The following is a 13,378-nucleotide window of genomic DNA, read 5'->3' as shown; positions in this document are numbered from 1 at the left end:
GGTAATGGCAGGAATGGACGAGCAATATAATCCAGGTAACGTAGAACAGAATGCCCGCGACTTCTGGGAAGAGAACAATACCTTTACCGTCAAGGAAGAGCCGGGCAAGCCAAAATACTACTGCCTCTCCATGTTCCCCTACCCCAGCGGCAAGCTTCATATGGGGCATGTCCGAAACTATACGATCGGCGATGTCATTTCCCGGTACCAGCGCATGCAGGGCAAGAACGTCATGCAGCCCATGGGCTGGGATGCCTTTGGCCTGCCAGCAGAGAATGCTGCTATCGCCAACAAGACTGCGCCCGCGAAGTGGACCTACTCCAACATCGACTACATGAAAAACCAGCTCAAGCAACTGGGCTTCGGTTACGACTGGAATCGCGAGCTCGCCACCTGCAAACCGGATTACTACCGCTGGGAGCAATGGTTCTTTGCCCGTCTTTATGAGAAAGGCCTGGTCTACAAAAAGATGTCTACCGTTAACTGGGATCCGGTGGATCAGACGGTTCTCGCCAACGAGCAAGTCGTCGATGGCCGGGGCTGGCGCTCGGGCGCCGTCGTTGAGCAGAAAAAAATCCCCCAGTGGTTTATCCGCATTACAGACTATGCCGAAGAACTTCTGAACGATCTGGATGAGCTGGAAGACTGGCCCGAGCAGGTCAAGACCATGCAGCGCAACTGGATCGGAAAATCCGTCGGGACCGAGCTGACCTTCCCTCTTAAAGACAGCGATGACGGGCTGACAGTCTATACGACGCGCCCGGACACCCTGATGGGTGTCAGCTATATGGCGGTGGCCGCTGAACACCCGCTGGCGAAGGCTGCGGCAGAGCGCCATCGCGACGTCGCTGAATTCGTGGATGAGTGTCGCAACAGCAAGGTGGCAGAGGCCGAGCTTGCCACCATGGAAAAGAGGGGCATCGACACCGGTTTCAAGGCCATTCATCCGTTAACCCAGGAAGAGATCCCGGTCTGGATCGCCAACTTTGTTCTTACTGACTACGGCACCGGCGCCCTCATGGCCGTTCCGGGTCACGATGAACGGGATCATGAATTTGCGCTCAAATACCGCCTGCCCATCAAGCAGGTCATTGCGGCGCGGGATGGCCGGGAAATTGACGTTCAGGAAACCGCATTCACCGAGAAAGGCACGCTGGTCTCATCCGGTAAGTACAATGGCATGAGCAGTGAAGAGGCCTTCGACGAAATCGCCGAATACCTGGAAGACAACGGCATTGGCAAGCGCACGGTGAACTACCGCCTCCGCGATTGGGGCGTATCCCGCCAGCGTTACTGGGGCGCGCCGATTCCGATGATGACCCTTGAGGACGGCACCGAGATGCCGGTTCCCGATGACAGGCTACCGGTACGCCTGCCTGAAGATGTTGAAATGGACGGTGTTCAGTCGCCTATCAAGGCCGATCCGGAGTGGGCGAAAACCGAGTTTGGGGGCCAGCCTGCCACGCTGGAGACGGACACCTTCGACACGTTCATGGAATCCTCCTGGTATTACGCGCGGTTCTGCAGCCCCAATTACGACAAGGGCATGCTGGATCCCGCGGCCGCCAACTACTGGCTCCCGGTTGATCAGTACATCGGCGGCATTGAGCACGCTATTTTGCACCTCCTGTACGCCCGCTTCTTCCATAAGCTCCTGCGGGACGTAGGACTGGTAAACAGTTCCGAACCGTTCAATCGCCTGCTTTGTCAGGGAATGGTACTGGCAGAAACCTACTTCCGTACCGATGCTTCCGGAAAGACAACCTGGATTGCTCCGGCTGATGTAACGGTTGAGCGAGACAGCAAAGGCCAGGTTATCCGGGCTATCCACAAAGAAGATGGCGAGCCGGTGGAAATCGGTGGCGTCACCAAAATGTCCAAATCCAAGAACAATGGCATCGACCCCCAGGCGATTATCGATCAGCACGGCGCCGATACCGTCCGCCTGTTCATGATGTTCGCAGCGCCCCCCGAGCAATCGCTGGAGTGGTCGGACAGCGGCGTGGAGGGCGCGCACCGCTTCCTCAAGCGCCTGTGGCGCCTGGTGAGTGAGCACAGTACAGCTGGCCCGGCCCCAACCCTGAATGCGGCAGAACTCAATGACGCCCAGAAGGACCTGCGCAGGAAAACTCATGAGACCATTACCAAGGTCAGCGACGATGTCAGTCGCCGGCTGACGTTCAATACGGCGATTGCCGCCGTCATGGAACTGCTCAACGAGGTTGCCAAACTGGGAGACGACGCCCCCCAGAGCAGGGCCGTACGCCAGGAGGCCCTGAACACAGCCGTGCTGGTGCTGTCCCCCATTGTCCCCCACGTTTGCCACACTCTCTGGCAGGCACTGGGCCACGAGGGTCCCGTGGTTGATGCCCGATGGCCGGAGGCCGACAAGGCCGCCATGGTGCGCAGTCAGATTCAGGTGGTGTTGCAGGTAAATGGCAAGGTCCGCGCGAAAGAGGATGTTCCCGCCGACATCAGCAAGGCCGATCTGGAAAAGCTGGCACTGGAAAACGAGAACGTCATGCGCTTTACCGAAGGTGCCACTGTTCGAAAGGTTATCGTTGTTCCCGGCAAGCTGGTGAATGTGGTGGCTAACTGATATGAACTGTCGCTCTGGCCTGAAAGCCGCTCGCTACCCCGCACTGGGTACGGCGCTGGCAGTTCTGCTGGCCGGGTGCGGCTTTCAGCTCCGGGGTGCACCCCCGGTATCATCCGCTTTGCAGCCTCTGGCAGTGATGTGCTCGGCCCAAGTGCCCACCTCGCTCTGCCAGTCGCTACGCAACCAGCTTGATCTTGGTGGTGTTGACCTCCGGCCGCCCAGTGATGCCGCCTTTGTTCTGCGCCTGAGCGGCTTTAAGCAAGACCGGAGAGCTACTGCGATCACAGTGCAAGCCGCCGCCGCGGAATACACCTTGCTCCACACTGTCGGCATGGAGCTTGTCAGCAGCAATGGCATTCCAATGATCGCCGACACCCGTCTCACTGCCAGTGAAAGCTACCGTTACGACGAGACCAACGTGCTCGCGAAACAGCGTGAAGAGGAAGAGCTCCGGATTCAGCTGGGTGATCGCCTCGCCCAACAGATTATTTTCCGCCTCGCGCCTCTGACAGAGGCACGAATTCAGGTAATTCGCGATCAATATGAAGAAGCAAAAAACCAGGCTGAAGAACAGCCCGCTACACCATGAAGACCCAGCCGGCCCAGCTACCCCAGCTCCTGAAAAAAGGCCTTTCGCCGGTCTACCTGATTTCAGGTGATGAACCATTGCTGGTCCAGGAATGCTGCGACCAGGTGCGGAAGTCGGCCCGAGATGCGGGTTTTCATGACCGCCTGACCTTCCATGCCGACCACCAACTGGACTGGAACGCTGTCGCTGAGGAGTTCAGCGCTTTGTCCCTGTTTGCAGAGCGCCGTCGTATTGAGATCCACCTCCCCACCGGCAAACTTGGCGATGGCCGGGCGGTTCTCGAACGCGTGCTTCAGGATCCCCCTGAAGACATCATCCTCCTGCTGATCAGCGCTCGCCTTGACGCCGCGGAAACCCGTCGCAAATGGTATAAGGAACTGCAGAACAAAGGCGTGCATGTGCCCGTCTGGCCAGTTGATGCTGACAAGTTCCAGGGCTGGCTGCAGCAACGCGCCTCCAGTCGGGGCCTGAGCCTCACTCGTGGCGCCCTGGCGCTGCTGGGCGAGCGCCTGGAAGGAAACTTGCTGGCGGCCAGCCAGGAGCTTGATCGCCTTTCCCTGCTCACCAATGGAAACACCATTGACGAGGAAACGGTGGAGCAGGCCGTTCAGGACAGTTCCCGCTTCAATGGGTTCGAGCTGGTGACAGAACTGCTGGCCGGCAGGGCCTCACATGCAAGCAAAGTGATAGGCGTGCTGCAACAGGAAGGCGAAAACCCTCTGGGCTTGCTTGCAGTACTCACCCGGGACCTGAACCTGATACTGGAGCTCAAGGCAGCTGCAGGCCAGGGCGATAACACGTCAGGCTTCCTCAAGAAACGAGGCGTGTTCCAGCCGCAACGTGCCCGGGTACTGGAGCAGGCAGCACGGCGCCTGAACCGGACACAACTGTACGATGCAATTACCCTTTGCAGCACGATAGACCGATCCGCCAAAGGCTTTGACACCCTCTCCCCATGGCACCACCTGCGGGACTTGTCCACGCTCCTCGCAACCCGTTCCTGACCTGGATCAAGCGGGTCTCAGGTTGTATGGCGCAGCCCCCACGCACACTTGACAGGTTTTTGCGTTACAGCGCATTGTAAGCACACCATCAAACCAAGGAGGTGCTTGATATGAGTCTTCAAGAAGAACTCAAGAAGTTGTCAGAGAAGGTTAAACAGTATCGTGATGAGGCCCGCGTGCAACTTCACCTTGCCGGGGAAGACGTCAAAGACGAATGGGACGATCTGGAGCAGAACTGGGACCGCTTCCGCAACAAACTTGATCAGGTGCTTCACGATGCAGAAAACGCCTCTCAGGAAGCGAAGCAAACAACCCAGAAGCTGGGTGAAGACCTCAAAACCGGGTATCAGAACATTCGCAAAAAGCTCAAATAAAGTGTTAACCGGTTAACACAACACTACAAATTTCCACCCCGGAGGCGCTCTCGTGGAGCGCCTCTGTGCCATACTTCACAGCATGAGTGAACAAAGCGTCATATTTTTGACCAGGCAGTCGTGAATTCTCAAGCGAGGCCCGGTCCGATAAGGCGCTCACTGACGCGGCGAGGTATAACAGGCAAATGAAAAAACTCTTTCTGACGCTCACCACCCTGTCGTTCTTATGCACCGCAAGCATTGTTATTGGTCAGAACACCCGGTTCAGCGACCCTGACACGGTGATCAAAGAGCAATTCTGGGGCAATCTCTACGCCGAAGGCGGCAAATCATTCTTCTGCAGTACTCCGTTTACCCGCAAAGGCTTCATTTTGACAGATGGCTATGTTTATCCACTGGCGGATATCAGGAGCGCCCTAGACTGCGGAACCTCACGGCAATGCGAACGGGATAATCGTTACCGGCAGATCGCATCGGATCTGCACAACATGATTCCGGTACGAAGCAGGACAGAAATGCAGCGCCGCAGCGTCCGGTATGAAAACCTGGGGGAAACCATCAACAGGGATGACTGCGGAATTCGCGAGAGTGCCGGTTTTTTCGAGCCTCCGGAGCTGGTGAAAGGCGATATTGCACGTACTGTCGCCTATATGGTGGATACTTACGACCTGCCCTGGTTGGGATCCACGCCCGTATTCCAGGGCTGGAGCCGCCTGGATCCGCCAGACGATACAGAACTGACCAGACACCGCCGGATCGCGGAAATTCAGGGTAATGAAAATCCCTTCGTAACCAATCCCAGCCGAATGGAACAGCTCTGACAGTACCTGAAAACGAAAAAAGCAGGCCGAAGCCTGCTTTTTTCAACCTGCGTTTAACGGCGGATCAGAATTCGTCCGCAGTGAGCGCCATCATCGACTCGCTGCCACTGCGAATTCCCTCGGCGAGGGAAACCGTCTTGGGCAACAGACGATCATAATAGAAACGTGCTGTTTTAAGCTTGCCGCTGTAGAAACCTGAGCTGTCGCCTTCGGCTTGTGGCGCTGCCGCCTTAACAATTCGAGCCCACATGTAGCCGAGCGCCGTCAAACCAAACAAATCCAGATAGTCTACCGATGCCGCACCCACGGCATCAGGATTGTCAGCGGCTTGATTGACTACGTGTTCGGTGACATCAGACAGGCGCTCCAGGGCGGCTGCAAGGGGCTCCAGGAAGGGCCGCAGACTCACATCAGAAGCATTTTCCTCAATGAACGCAGCAACATCCTCGGCAAACAGCTCATAGAGTTTGCCCTGGCTACCAACAACCTTACGGCCCATCAGGTCCAGCGCCTGGATGCCGTTGGTGCCCTCATAAATCTGGGTAATACGGCAGTCGCGGACCAGCTGTTCCTGGCCCCACTCCCGTATGAATCCGTGCCCGCCAAAAACCTGCTGCCCCATAATACAGGCATCCAGCCCACGGTCAGTCAGGAATGCTTTGGCAACTGGCGTCAGCAACGCCACCATGCCTTCGGCATGCTTGCGCCGATCCTGCTCGCTGGCGTCCGCGTATTTGGAAATGTCCAGCCACTGCGCCACATAGGTAGAGAAGGCACGGCCGCCTTCGACATAGCCTTTCATGGTCAGCAGCATGCGACGCACGTCCGGATGAACCAGAATCGGGTCTGCCGCCTTTTCTGGCTGCTGGGCGCCGGTTGGCGCCCGGCTCTGAATACGGTCCAGAGCATACTCGCGAGCACTCTGCAGTGAGGCTTCGGCGGCGCCAATGCCCTGGATACCCACACCCAGTCGTTCATAGTTCATCATGGTAAACATCGCGGCGAGGCCTTTGTTCTCCTCACCAACAAGCCAACCTTTGGCGCCATCGAAGTTCATCACGCAGGTGGCGGAACCTTTGATACCCATCTTCTTTTCGATAGAGCCGCAGCTAAAGCTGTTACGCTCACCGAGAGAACCGTCGTCGTTCACCAGGAATTTGGGCACCAGCAGCAGGGAAATGCCCTTAGGACCCTTAGGCGCGTCCGGCAATTTGGCAAGAACCAGGTGAATAATGTTCTCAGCCATATCGTGCTCGCCCCAAGTGATAAAGATCTTGGTGCCGGTGACGTTGAAAGAGCCATCATCGTTCGGCTGAGCCTTGGTGCGAATGATACCCAGATCCGTCCCGGCATGAGGCTCGGTCAGGTCCATGGCACCGGACCAAACGCCCGAGTACATATTGGGCAGATACTTTTCTTTCAGTTCCTGGCTACCGTGAGCATCCAGCGCCAGACAGGCGCCGGCAGTCAGCATTGGCGCCAGACCAAACGCCATGTTGGCTCCCTGCATCATCTCTTCGAACTGGGCGACTAACGTCTTGGGCATCCCCATACCACCAAACTCAGGGTTGCCGCCAAGGCCATTCCAGCCCCCTTCAACGATAGTCTGGTAGGCTTCCCTGAAACCTTCCGGCGCGGTCACTTCGCCTTCATTCCACTTGCTGCCCTGCTCGTCACCTTCACGATTGAGCGGTGCCAGCACGCCACTACTGATTTTGCCGGCTTCCTCCAGAATTGCGTCGGCCGTTTCCGGATCTACATTCTCGGCAACTTTGGGCAGGGACGCCCACAGCGCGGGGGCATCAAAAACCTCATTCAACACGAAGCGCATGTCACGTAGGGGTGCCTGGTAATCAGCCATTTATAACTCTCCAAAATTTCAGTCAATCTATTCAGGCGGCAAAACGGCCTTGTCTCTGGCCAGGCCCACCTGCTCGGGCTATGTGTCCGCTCAAGTTTATTTTTATAGGGCTTTATTCTACCTCAAAAGCGGAACTCAACTCATGGAAAAAGCCCGCCTCCGATGAGAGCGGGCTCTGTATCCTCTGAACGTTCCTTCGGTGCCCGCGCCTTAGATCGCGAAGGCTTCCTCTGGCATGTCCATCAGACTGTCCGCACCCGCCAGCATGCTCTCAGCATGGCCCCTGGCACGAGGCAGCATACGCTTGAAGTAGAAACGTGCGGTCTGGACCTTGGCGTTGTAGAACATTTCCTCGGAAGTGCCATCTGCCATCTTGTCCAAGGCCACCTTGGCCATACGGGCCCAAAGATAGGCGAACACCGCGTAGCCGGAATACATCAGATAGTCCACAGACGCGGCACCGACTTCTTCGCGGTTCTTCATGGCGGTCATGCCGATCTTCATTGTCAGATCGCCCCACTCCTTGTTCAGCGCTGCCAATGGCTCCAGGAATTCCTTCAGCTGTTCGTTATCCGCATTTTCCTTGCAGAACACGTGCACCTGCCTGGTGAACCCCTTCAGCGACTCGCCCTGGGTCATCAGAACCTTGCGGCCCAGAAGGTCCAGCGCCTGGATGCCGGTGGTACCTTCATAGATCATACCGATCCGGGCGTCACGAACGTTCTGTTCCATGCCCCACTCGGAGATGAAACCGTGGCCACCGAATACCTGCATGCCCAGGTTGGCTGCTTCGTAGCCGATTTCCGTCAAGAACGCTTTGGCAATCGGGGTCAGGAAGCCCAGCGCCTCGTCAGCGGCCTTGCGCTCTTCTTCAGTCTTGCCACTGTGCACAATATCCGCCTGCTGCGCGGTCAGATAAATGAGGGCGCGAGCACCTTCAGCCACGGCCTTCTGGGTAAGTAGCATGCGGCGCACGTCTGGATGAACGATGATCGGATCCGCGATACCTTCCGGGTTCTTGGGTCCGCTCAGTGAACGCATGGCCAGACGCTCTTTGGCGTAGGCAAGGGAGCCCTGGAAGCCAAGCTCGGCAGCACCCAGGCCCTGGATAGCTGTGCCGATACGTGCGGTGTTCATGAACGTGAACATGCAGTTCAGGCCCCTGTTTTCCGGACCGATCAACCAGCCTTTGGCGCCGTCGAAGTTCATGACACAGGTCGCATTGCCGTGAATCCCCATCTTGTGCTCGATAGAACCGCAGGAAACAGCATTGCGCTCACCCGAGGAGCCCTCGTCGTTCGGCAGATTCTTGGGCACGATAAACAGCGAAATGCCCTTGGTACCTTCCGGCGCGCCTGGCAGGCGCGCAAGAACGATGTGCACGATGTTCTCGGCCATGTCGTGCTCACCGGCAGAGATAAAGATCTTGGTTCCGGTAATCGCATAGGTGCCATCGGCATTCGGCTCGGCCTTGGTACGCAGGGTGCCCAGGTCAGAACCGCAGTGAGGCTCGGTCAGACACATTGTGCCGGTCCACTCACCGCTAATCAGCTTGGTCAGATAGGTCTGCTTCTGCTCTTCAGTACCATGCTCCTCGATGGTATTTGTCGCACCGTGACTCAGCCCGGGGTACATACCAAAGGACCAGTTTGCTGTGCCGACCATTTCACTCATGACCAAGCCAAGAGAGTGAGGCAGCCCCTGACCACCGTAATTGGGATCGGCAGTCATGGACGGCCAGCCGCCTTCCACGTACTGCTGGTATGCTTCCTTGAAGCCTGTCGGCGTTTTCACACCGTCTTCGCTCCAGGTACAACCTTCTTTGTCACCCACCTGGTTCAGCGGAGACAAAACCTGCTCACAGAACTTCGCACCTTCCCCGATAATGGCATCCACCATATCCGGAGTGGCGTCTTCCGCTCCTTCCAGGTTGGCGTAGTGCTGCTCGCTGTCCAGCAGCTCGGTCATTACGAACTTGATGTCGCGCAGGGGCGCTTTGTAGTCAGGCATGGAATCCACCTCGGTTTTCGGTCTTGGCTGAATCAGATTTGACAGCTTCTGGCCTTGGGTTTGCTCAGACACCGCAACGCTCTGCGCTGCAGCCTTAGTTAAACACTTGTTTGAAACATACGTTTAGAGGTACAGAATTGTCAATAGGCGGGTGCAAATTTTGTGCTTCAGAAAGTCGCCGGAATGCCCGTAGCAGTGGAAATACAAGCGCTTGAGTATGAGAGAGAGATATGAGAGAAAAACGAGGGACATGCTTGCCCGGGAAGCGACCGGATCAGGCAGAAACCGAACCAAAGCCTGGTTGAGACCGACCGGATTCGGCCGTCATCGAGGAAACCGACTGATAGGTGTTGCTAGCCTGCTGACCAGAGCGAGACACCCGGAAATTATCGGGTTCAACCTGAGCTTTTGATGGAGCATCGGCTCCCCGATCCTTTTCCGCCGCCAGCTCACCCTGTGCTTGAAGAATCGCCTGCATTGCCTGAGCCGCGACCGCACGATCCTGCCCGGAGGGTTCTGCCGGGGCCATGGCAGCGGCACGAACCACCCGCATTTTTTCAATGGTCGCCTGGGGGTTCCCTTCAACGGGAGCGATATCGATGGACACCTCTCCTCCCACGGCATACTGGGCGCCATCGGGACCACGCTCATAGGTCAGCGACATAGCGCCGGCATATTGCCCACCCACAGCCTGGTGCGCGGCTTCATGAGCACGCACCTCGCGGTCCCGGGCCTTGAGCTCGGTCAGCTGTTTGAGTTCTTCGGGAACAAGGCTCTGGGCAGATTGGGCTGATCGCTGCGCTACGGGATCATCGCCAGCCGGTTTAGTCCCGCCCTGTTTAGGCGAGTGGGTTTCGGGCTGCGTGTTGCCGGATTTTACATTGCCTTGGGCACGATCATTGATCGAGCCAGCTGGGAAGCCCGGAGAAAGGGAACGCGGGGAGATTGAAGAGAGTGCGTTCAAGGCCGGGCCTCAGGCCATTATGTCCAACAGTGTACCCAATGTTTCGTCTGCAGCTTTGACCACTTGGGCCGAGGCTTCGACACTGCGCTCGTAGAGCTTGAGATCAACGATTGGCTCAACCAGACTACCGGCACCTTCAGATGATCCCTGGGGGCCATCAACGCCACCACGGGCTATCTTCCGGGCAGCGTTCTCCATGCCCATCATGCCGTCCTGGATGCCCTGAATGCCAATTCCAAGCGTGTTGTTGATCATAACTGCGACTTCCGATGACCGATTATTGGCACCAGTAAGCCACACTTTTGGTCAATTTTCAAACAAGGAATCAATATTAAGGTGAACCGCCAACGTCTCAGCGTTCACACCCTCAAGCCAGGGCAATACACCCAGACACGGAGCTCCCAGATGCGTCAGGAGATAGTTGAGAGTCTCCTGCTCACAGCTCATGACTTCTGGTTCAGGCCGGTTTGCTACCCAGCCGGCAACCACCAATCCATCGGCCCGAATTGCCTCGGCCGTCAGTAGGGCGTGATTTATGCAGCCAAGCTTCAGAGAAACGATCATGATGACCGGCAGGCCAAGCTCACGCGGCAGGGCCGCGAAAGTTTCCCGGTCATTGAGTGGGACCCGCCAGCCCCCGGCGCCCTCCACAAGCAAAAGGTCGGCCGGACGGATCTGTAGTCCCCGGCAAAAGCCAATCAGGCGTTGAGCGGAGACCGCTCTGCCTGCCAGTTGCGCCGCAACATGGGGAGCAATGGCCGGTTCAAGCGCAACGGGATTGATCACGTCGTACGCCAGGGGTTCGGTAATAGCGCGCTGCAATATCAACGCATCTTCGTTTCTAAGACCATCCGGAGTGGACTCACATCCGGAGGCAATGGGCTTCATTGCCAGGGTACGCTTGCCGCTCATCCTGGCTGCCTCAAGGATGGCAGCGGAAACCATGGTTTTTCCGACGCCGGTATCAGTGCCGGTCACAAAATAGGTTTTTTTGGCCATGAAAAATGTTCCGTGGGTGAACAGGTTACAACGCGATTATTGGGCACGTTGCCAGTAGATCCAGCCAGCCTCGTAACTGGCGGCTATCCTGCCATCTGGCCGTGTCGGGTAGTGACGGCACATAGCGCGAACGCGCCCGGGGGCTGTCATGGTCCTGCGGCGCTCCCGCCCCTTGAAGCCGGCACCCAGCTGCTTCAATTCGCCGGCCAGGGCCATGGGAGATGGATACGGCAGTTCTATGGTACGAGTCTCCACTGTTACGCCCGGCAACTCCGCACCTGCCCCGCCCCGCAACACCGAATAGGGTTGAAACCGGTTTACATGCTCCTGGCCCGGATCCGCCTCGGCCCATGCTTGCCGGAGCTCTCGCAAAGTGCCGTCCAGAAGCGTCGACATCATAAGGCGGCCGGCCGGTCTCAAAAGCCGCCGGCATTCCCGAAGCACCTGTCCCGGATCATCACACCACTGAATCATAAGATTACTGAATATGAGGTCAAAGCTGTGCTCGGGGAGAGGCAGGTTCTCGGCATCCGCAACCAGCCAGTGAATATCCGGAACACTGGCTACCTTCGCTTGCTGAATCATGCCGTGAGAAAGATCAGCCCCTGTTACCAGGCTTGTCGGATAGCATGCCTGCAGCTTTCTGGTGAACCATCCAGTGCCAGAGCCGAGATCCAGAATTCGCATTGGCGATTCGGACACCGGCAGGAGCTCAAGCCTCTGCAACAGGGTATTACCCATAAACCGCTGTAACCGGGACGCACTCTCATAGGTCGCCCTGGCCCGCCCAAATCCGCGTGCAATGTCGGATTTTTCGGCAATCACTGTATCGGCCGCTCCAGGCGCAGTCACCGCCTCCACGCAGAAAGCCTCCTCTGGCCATAACGACGACCCACCAGCCCTGATGAATAAAAAGCGTCGGTGACATCACCAGAGGTCACTGAACGACAACACTGCTTTGTCATACCGCCACATCCGTCTGTGCCACCAGATGACGGCACTGTGACAAGGCTTCCAGAAGCTGGTCAAGGTCCGCCCGACTGTGGCTGGCGCTCAGCGTTACCCGCAACCGGGCTTGCCCCTCTGGCACAGTCGGCGGCCGGATTGCAGTCACCAGCATGCCCCGCTCCTCCAGCGCCCGGCTCAGCTCAAGCGCAGCCCAGTTATCACCAATCATGATGGGCTGAATTGGCGTCCGGGAAGGCATCAGTTCATACCCCATGGAAGACGCCTCTTCGCGAAACACAGCCACAAGCTCCCGAAGATGCCGGCGGCGCTCATCATCCTGCTCAATCAGATCAATACTGGCACAGGTGGCCACGGCAATAGCGGGGGGCATAGCAGTCGTGTAAATATAGGTCCGTGCCTTCTGGATCAGGTAATCCATCAATACCGGTGAGCCCGCCACAAAGGCACCGCTGGTGCCTACCGCTTTGCCCAGGGTACCAATCAGCACGGGCACGTCTTCCTCTGACAACCCCTGCTCAACAATACTGCCACGCCCCTGGGGGCCCAACACGCCAATACCATGGGCGTCATCGACAACCAGCAACGCATCATGGGCTCTGCAAACCCGGGCCAACTCTTTTAGCGGTGCAACATCGCCATCCATGCTGAACACACCGTCCGTAACCACCAGCTTGTGACCGGAAGCCTTTGCCAGCATTGCCTCAAGCTCCGCCACATTCCCGTGAGCGTAGCGACGGATCTTGGCCCGGCTGAGAATACAGCCATCGATAATCGACGCGTGATTGAGTCGATCTGAAAAAATCGTATCCCCCCGCCCCGCCAGGGCCGAAATCACTCCCATATTGGCCATATAGCCAGTGGAAAAGAACAATGCAGAGCTGCGACCGGTAAATTCAGCGAGACGCTGCTCCAGCTGATGATGGGCATCGTGATGACCACAGATCAGGTGTGATGCGGCACCACCCAGCCCGGTTTCAGGCAGGGCGTCGCGGAGTGCCTTGATATTGGCAGGATGGCTGGCCAAACCAAGATAATCGTTACTGCAAAACGACAACAGTGGCCGGCCATCAGAAGTTAGTGCCGGCTGCTGTGGGCCTGAAATCTGGCGGCGGGTCCGATAGAGCCCGGCCTGTTTTCTCTGTTCAAGTTCTAAAGTGAAGTCCCGCACGGCAACACCTGAAGTTTGAC

The 13,378-nt window shown here is 57.3% G+C and carries 12 protein-coding genes; 5 read left to right on the top strand and 7 right to left on the bottom strand.

What is annotated here, in order from left to right:
• The first annotated feature begins 13 nt into the window (after positions 1-13).
• From leuS to BKP64_RS02045, 5 genes are all read left to right on the top strand, one after another.
• Positions 14-2,599: a leucine--tRNA ligase gene (gene leuS / locus BKP64_RS02065; protein ID WP_070973512.1), complete on the top strand. Its 2,586-nt coding sequence runs from the start codon at positions 14-16 to the stop codon at positions 2,597-2,599.
• 1 nt (position 2,600) lies between these two features.
• Positions 2,601-3,188, top strand: coding sequence for an LPS-assembly lipoprotein LptE (locus BKP64_RS02060; protein ID WP_070965349.1), 588 nt, complete (start codon positions 2,601-2,603; stop codon positions 3,186-3,188).
• Positions 3,185-4,192 (top strand): DNA polymerase III subunit delta, encoded by a 1,008-nt coding sequence (gene holA, locus BKP64_RS02055; protein WP_070965346.1) that lies wholly within the window; start codon positions 3,185-3,187, stop codon positions 4,190-4,192. Before BKP64_RS02060 ends, holA begins: the two co-directional genes overlap by 4 nt.
• A 110-nt stretch (positions 4,193-4,302) precedes the next feature.
• A complete protein-coding gene (locus BKP64_RS02050) occupies positions 4,303-4,566 on the top strand; it encodes a hypothetical protein (RefSeq protein ID WP_070965345.1) in 264 nt (87 codons plus the stop codon).
• 185 nt (positions 4,567-4,751) lie between these two features.
• Positions 4,752-5,387: an endonuclease gene (locus BKP64_RS02045; RefSeq protein ID WP_070965342.1), complete on the top strand. Its 636-nt coding sequence runs from the start codon at positions 4,752-4,754 to the stop codon at positions 5,385-5,387.
• 64 nt (positions 5,388-5,451) lie between these two features.
• Here the strand turns inward: BKP64_RS02045 and BKP64_RS02040 are convergent, their stop codons facing one another.
• The 7 genes from BKP64_RS02040 to bioF all read right to left on the bottom strand — a co-directional run bounded on the left by BKP64_RS02040 (position 5,452) and on the right by bioF (position 13,358).
• Entirely contained in the window at positions 5,452-7,248 is a 1,797-nt protein-coding gene (locus BKP64_RS02040; RefSeq protein ID WP_070965339.1) for an acyl-CoA dehydrogenase C-terminal domain-containing protein, read from the bottom strand.
• 210 nt (positions 7,249-7,458) lie between these two features.
• Complete coding sequence (locus BKP64_RS02035) at positions 7,459-9,258, bottom strand: acyl-CoA dehydrogenase C-terminal domain-containing protein (RefSeq protein ID WP_070973511.1); 1,800 nt, start codon at positions 9,256-9,258, stop codon at positions 7,459-7,461.
• 274 nt (positions 9,259-9,532) lie between these two features.
• Positions 9,533-10,222: a putative metalloprotease CJM1_0395 family protein gene (locus tag BKP64_RS02030; protein WP_070965336.1), complete on the bottom strand. Its 690-nt coding sequence runs from the start codon at positions 10,220-10,222 to the stop codon at positions 9,533-9,535.
• Positions 10,223-10,231: 9 nt separating this feature from the next.
• The gene (locus BKP64_RS02025; RefSeq protein ID WP_070965333.1) at positions 10,232-10,477 is read right to left on the bottom strand and encodes a flagellar basal body rod C-terminal domain-containing protein; all 246 of its coding nucleotides are present in this window, start codon (positions 10,475-10,477) and stop codon (positions 10,232-10,234) included.
• Positions 10,478-10,528: 51 nt separating this feature from the next.
• Positions 10,529-11,221: a dethiobiotin synthase gene (gene bioD, locus BKP64_RS02020; RefSeq protein WP_070965327.1), complete on the bottom strand. Its 693-nt coding sequence runs from the start codon at positions 11,219-11,221 to the stop codon at positions 10,529-10,531.
• A 36-nt stretch (positions 11,222-11,257) separates the two neighbouring features.
• Positions 11,258-12,082: a malonyl-ACP O-methyltransferase BioC gene (bioC, locus tag BKP64_RS02015; RefSeq protein ID WP_227515480.1), complete on the bottom strand. Its 825-nt coding sequence runs from the start codon at positions 12,080-12,082 to the stop codon at positions 11,258-11,260.
• A 100-nt stretch (positions 12,083-12,182) separates the two neighbouring features.
• Positions 12,183-13,358, bottom strand: a complete 1,176-nt coding sequence (bioF, locus tag BKP64_RS02010; protein ID WP_070965324.1) for an 8-amino-7-oxononanoate synthase — start codon at positions 13,356-13,358, stop codon at positions 12,183-12,185.
• Positions 13,359-13,378: the final 20 nt, after the last annotated feature.

It is taken from the genome of Marinobacter salinus (genome assembly GCF_001854125.1).
Taxonomy (GTDB): Bacteria; Pseudomonadota; Gammaproteobacteria; order Pseudomonadales; family Oleiphilaceae; genus Marinobacter; species Marinobacter salinus.
This window is presented reverse-complemented; position numbering and strand designations above follow the sequence as displayed.

Coding starts and splice junctions, on each gene's coding strand:
- BKP64_RS02045 (WP_070965342.1), top strand. CDS start 4,752: ATGAAAAAACTCTTTCTGACGCTCACCACCCTGTCGTTCTTATGCACC.
- BKP64_RS02060 (WP_070965349.1), top strand. CDS start 2,601: ATGAACTGTCGCTCTGGCCTGAAAGCCGCTCGCTACCCCGCACTGGGT.
- holA (WP_070965346.1), top strand. CDS start 3,185: ATGAAGACCCAGCCGGCCCAGCTACCCCAGCTCCTGAAAAAAGGCCTT.
- bioD (WP_070965327.1), bottom strand. CDS start 11,221: ATGGCCAAAAAAACCTATTTTGTGACCGGCACTGATACCGGCGTCGGA.
- BKP64_RS02040 (WP_070965339.1), bottom strand. CDS start 7,248: ATGGCTGATTACCAGGCACCCCTACGTGACATGCGCTTCGTGTTGAAT.
- BKP64_RS02050 (WP_070965345.1), top strand. CDS start 4,303: ATGAGTCTTCAAGAAGAACTCAAGAAGTTGTCAGAGAAGGTTAAACAG.
- BKP64_RS02025 (WP_070965333.1), bottom strand. CDS start 10,477: ATGATCAACAACACGCTTGGAATTGGCATTCAGGGCATCCAGGACGGC.
- BKP64_RS02035 (WP_070973511.1), bottom strand. CDS start 9,258: ATGCCTGACTACAAAGCGCCCCTGCGCGACATCAAGTTCGTAATGACC.
- leuS (WP_070973512.1), top strand. CDS start 14: ATGGACGAGCAATATAATCCAGGTAACGTAGAACAGAATGCCCGCGAC.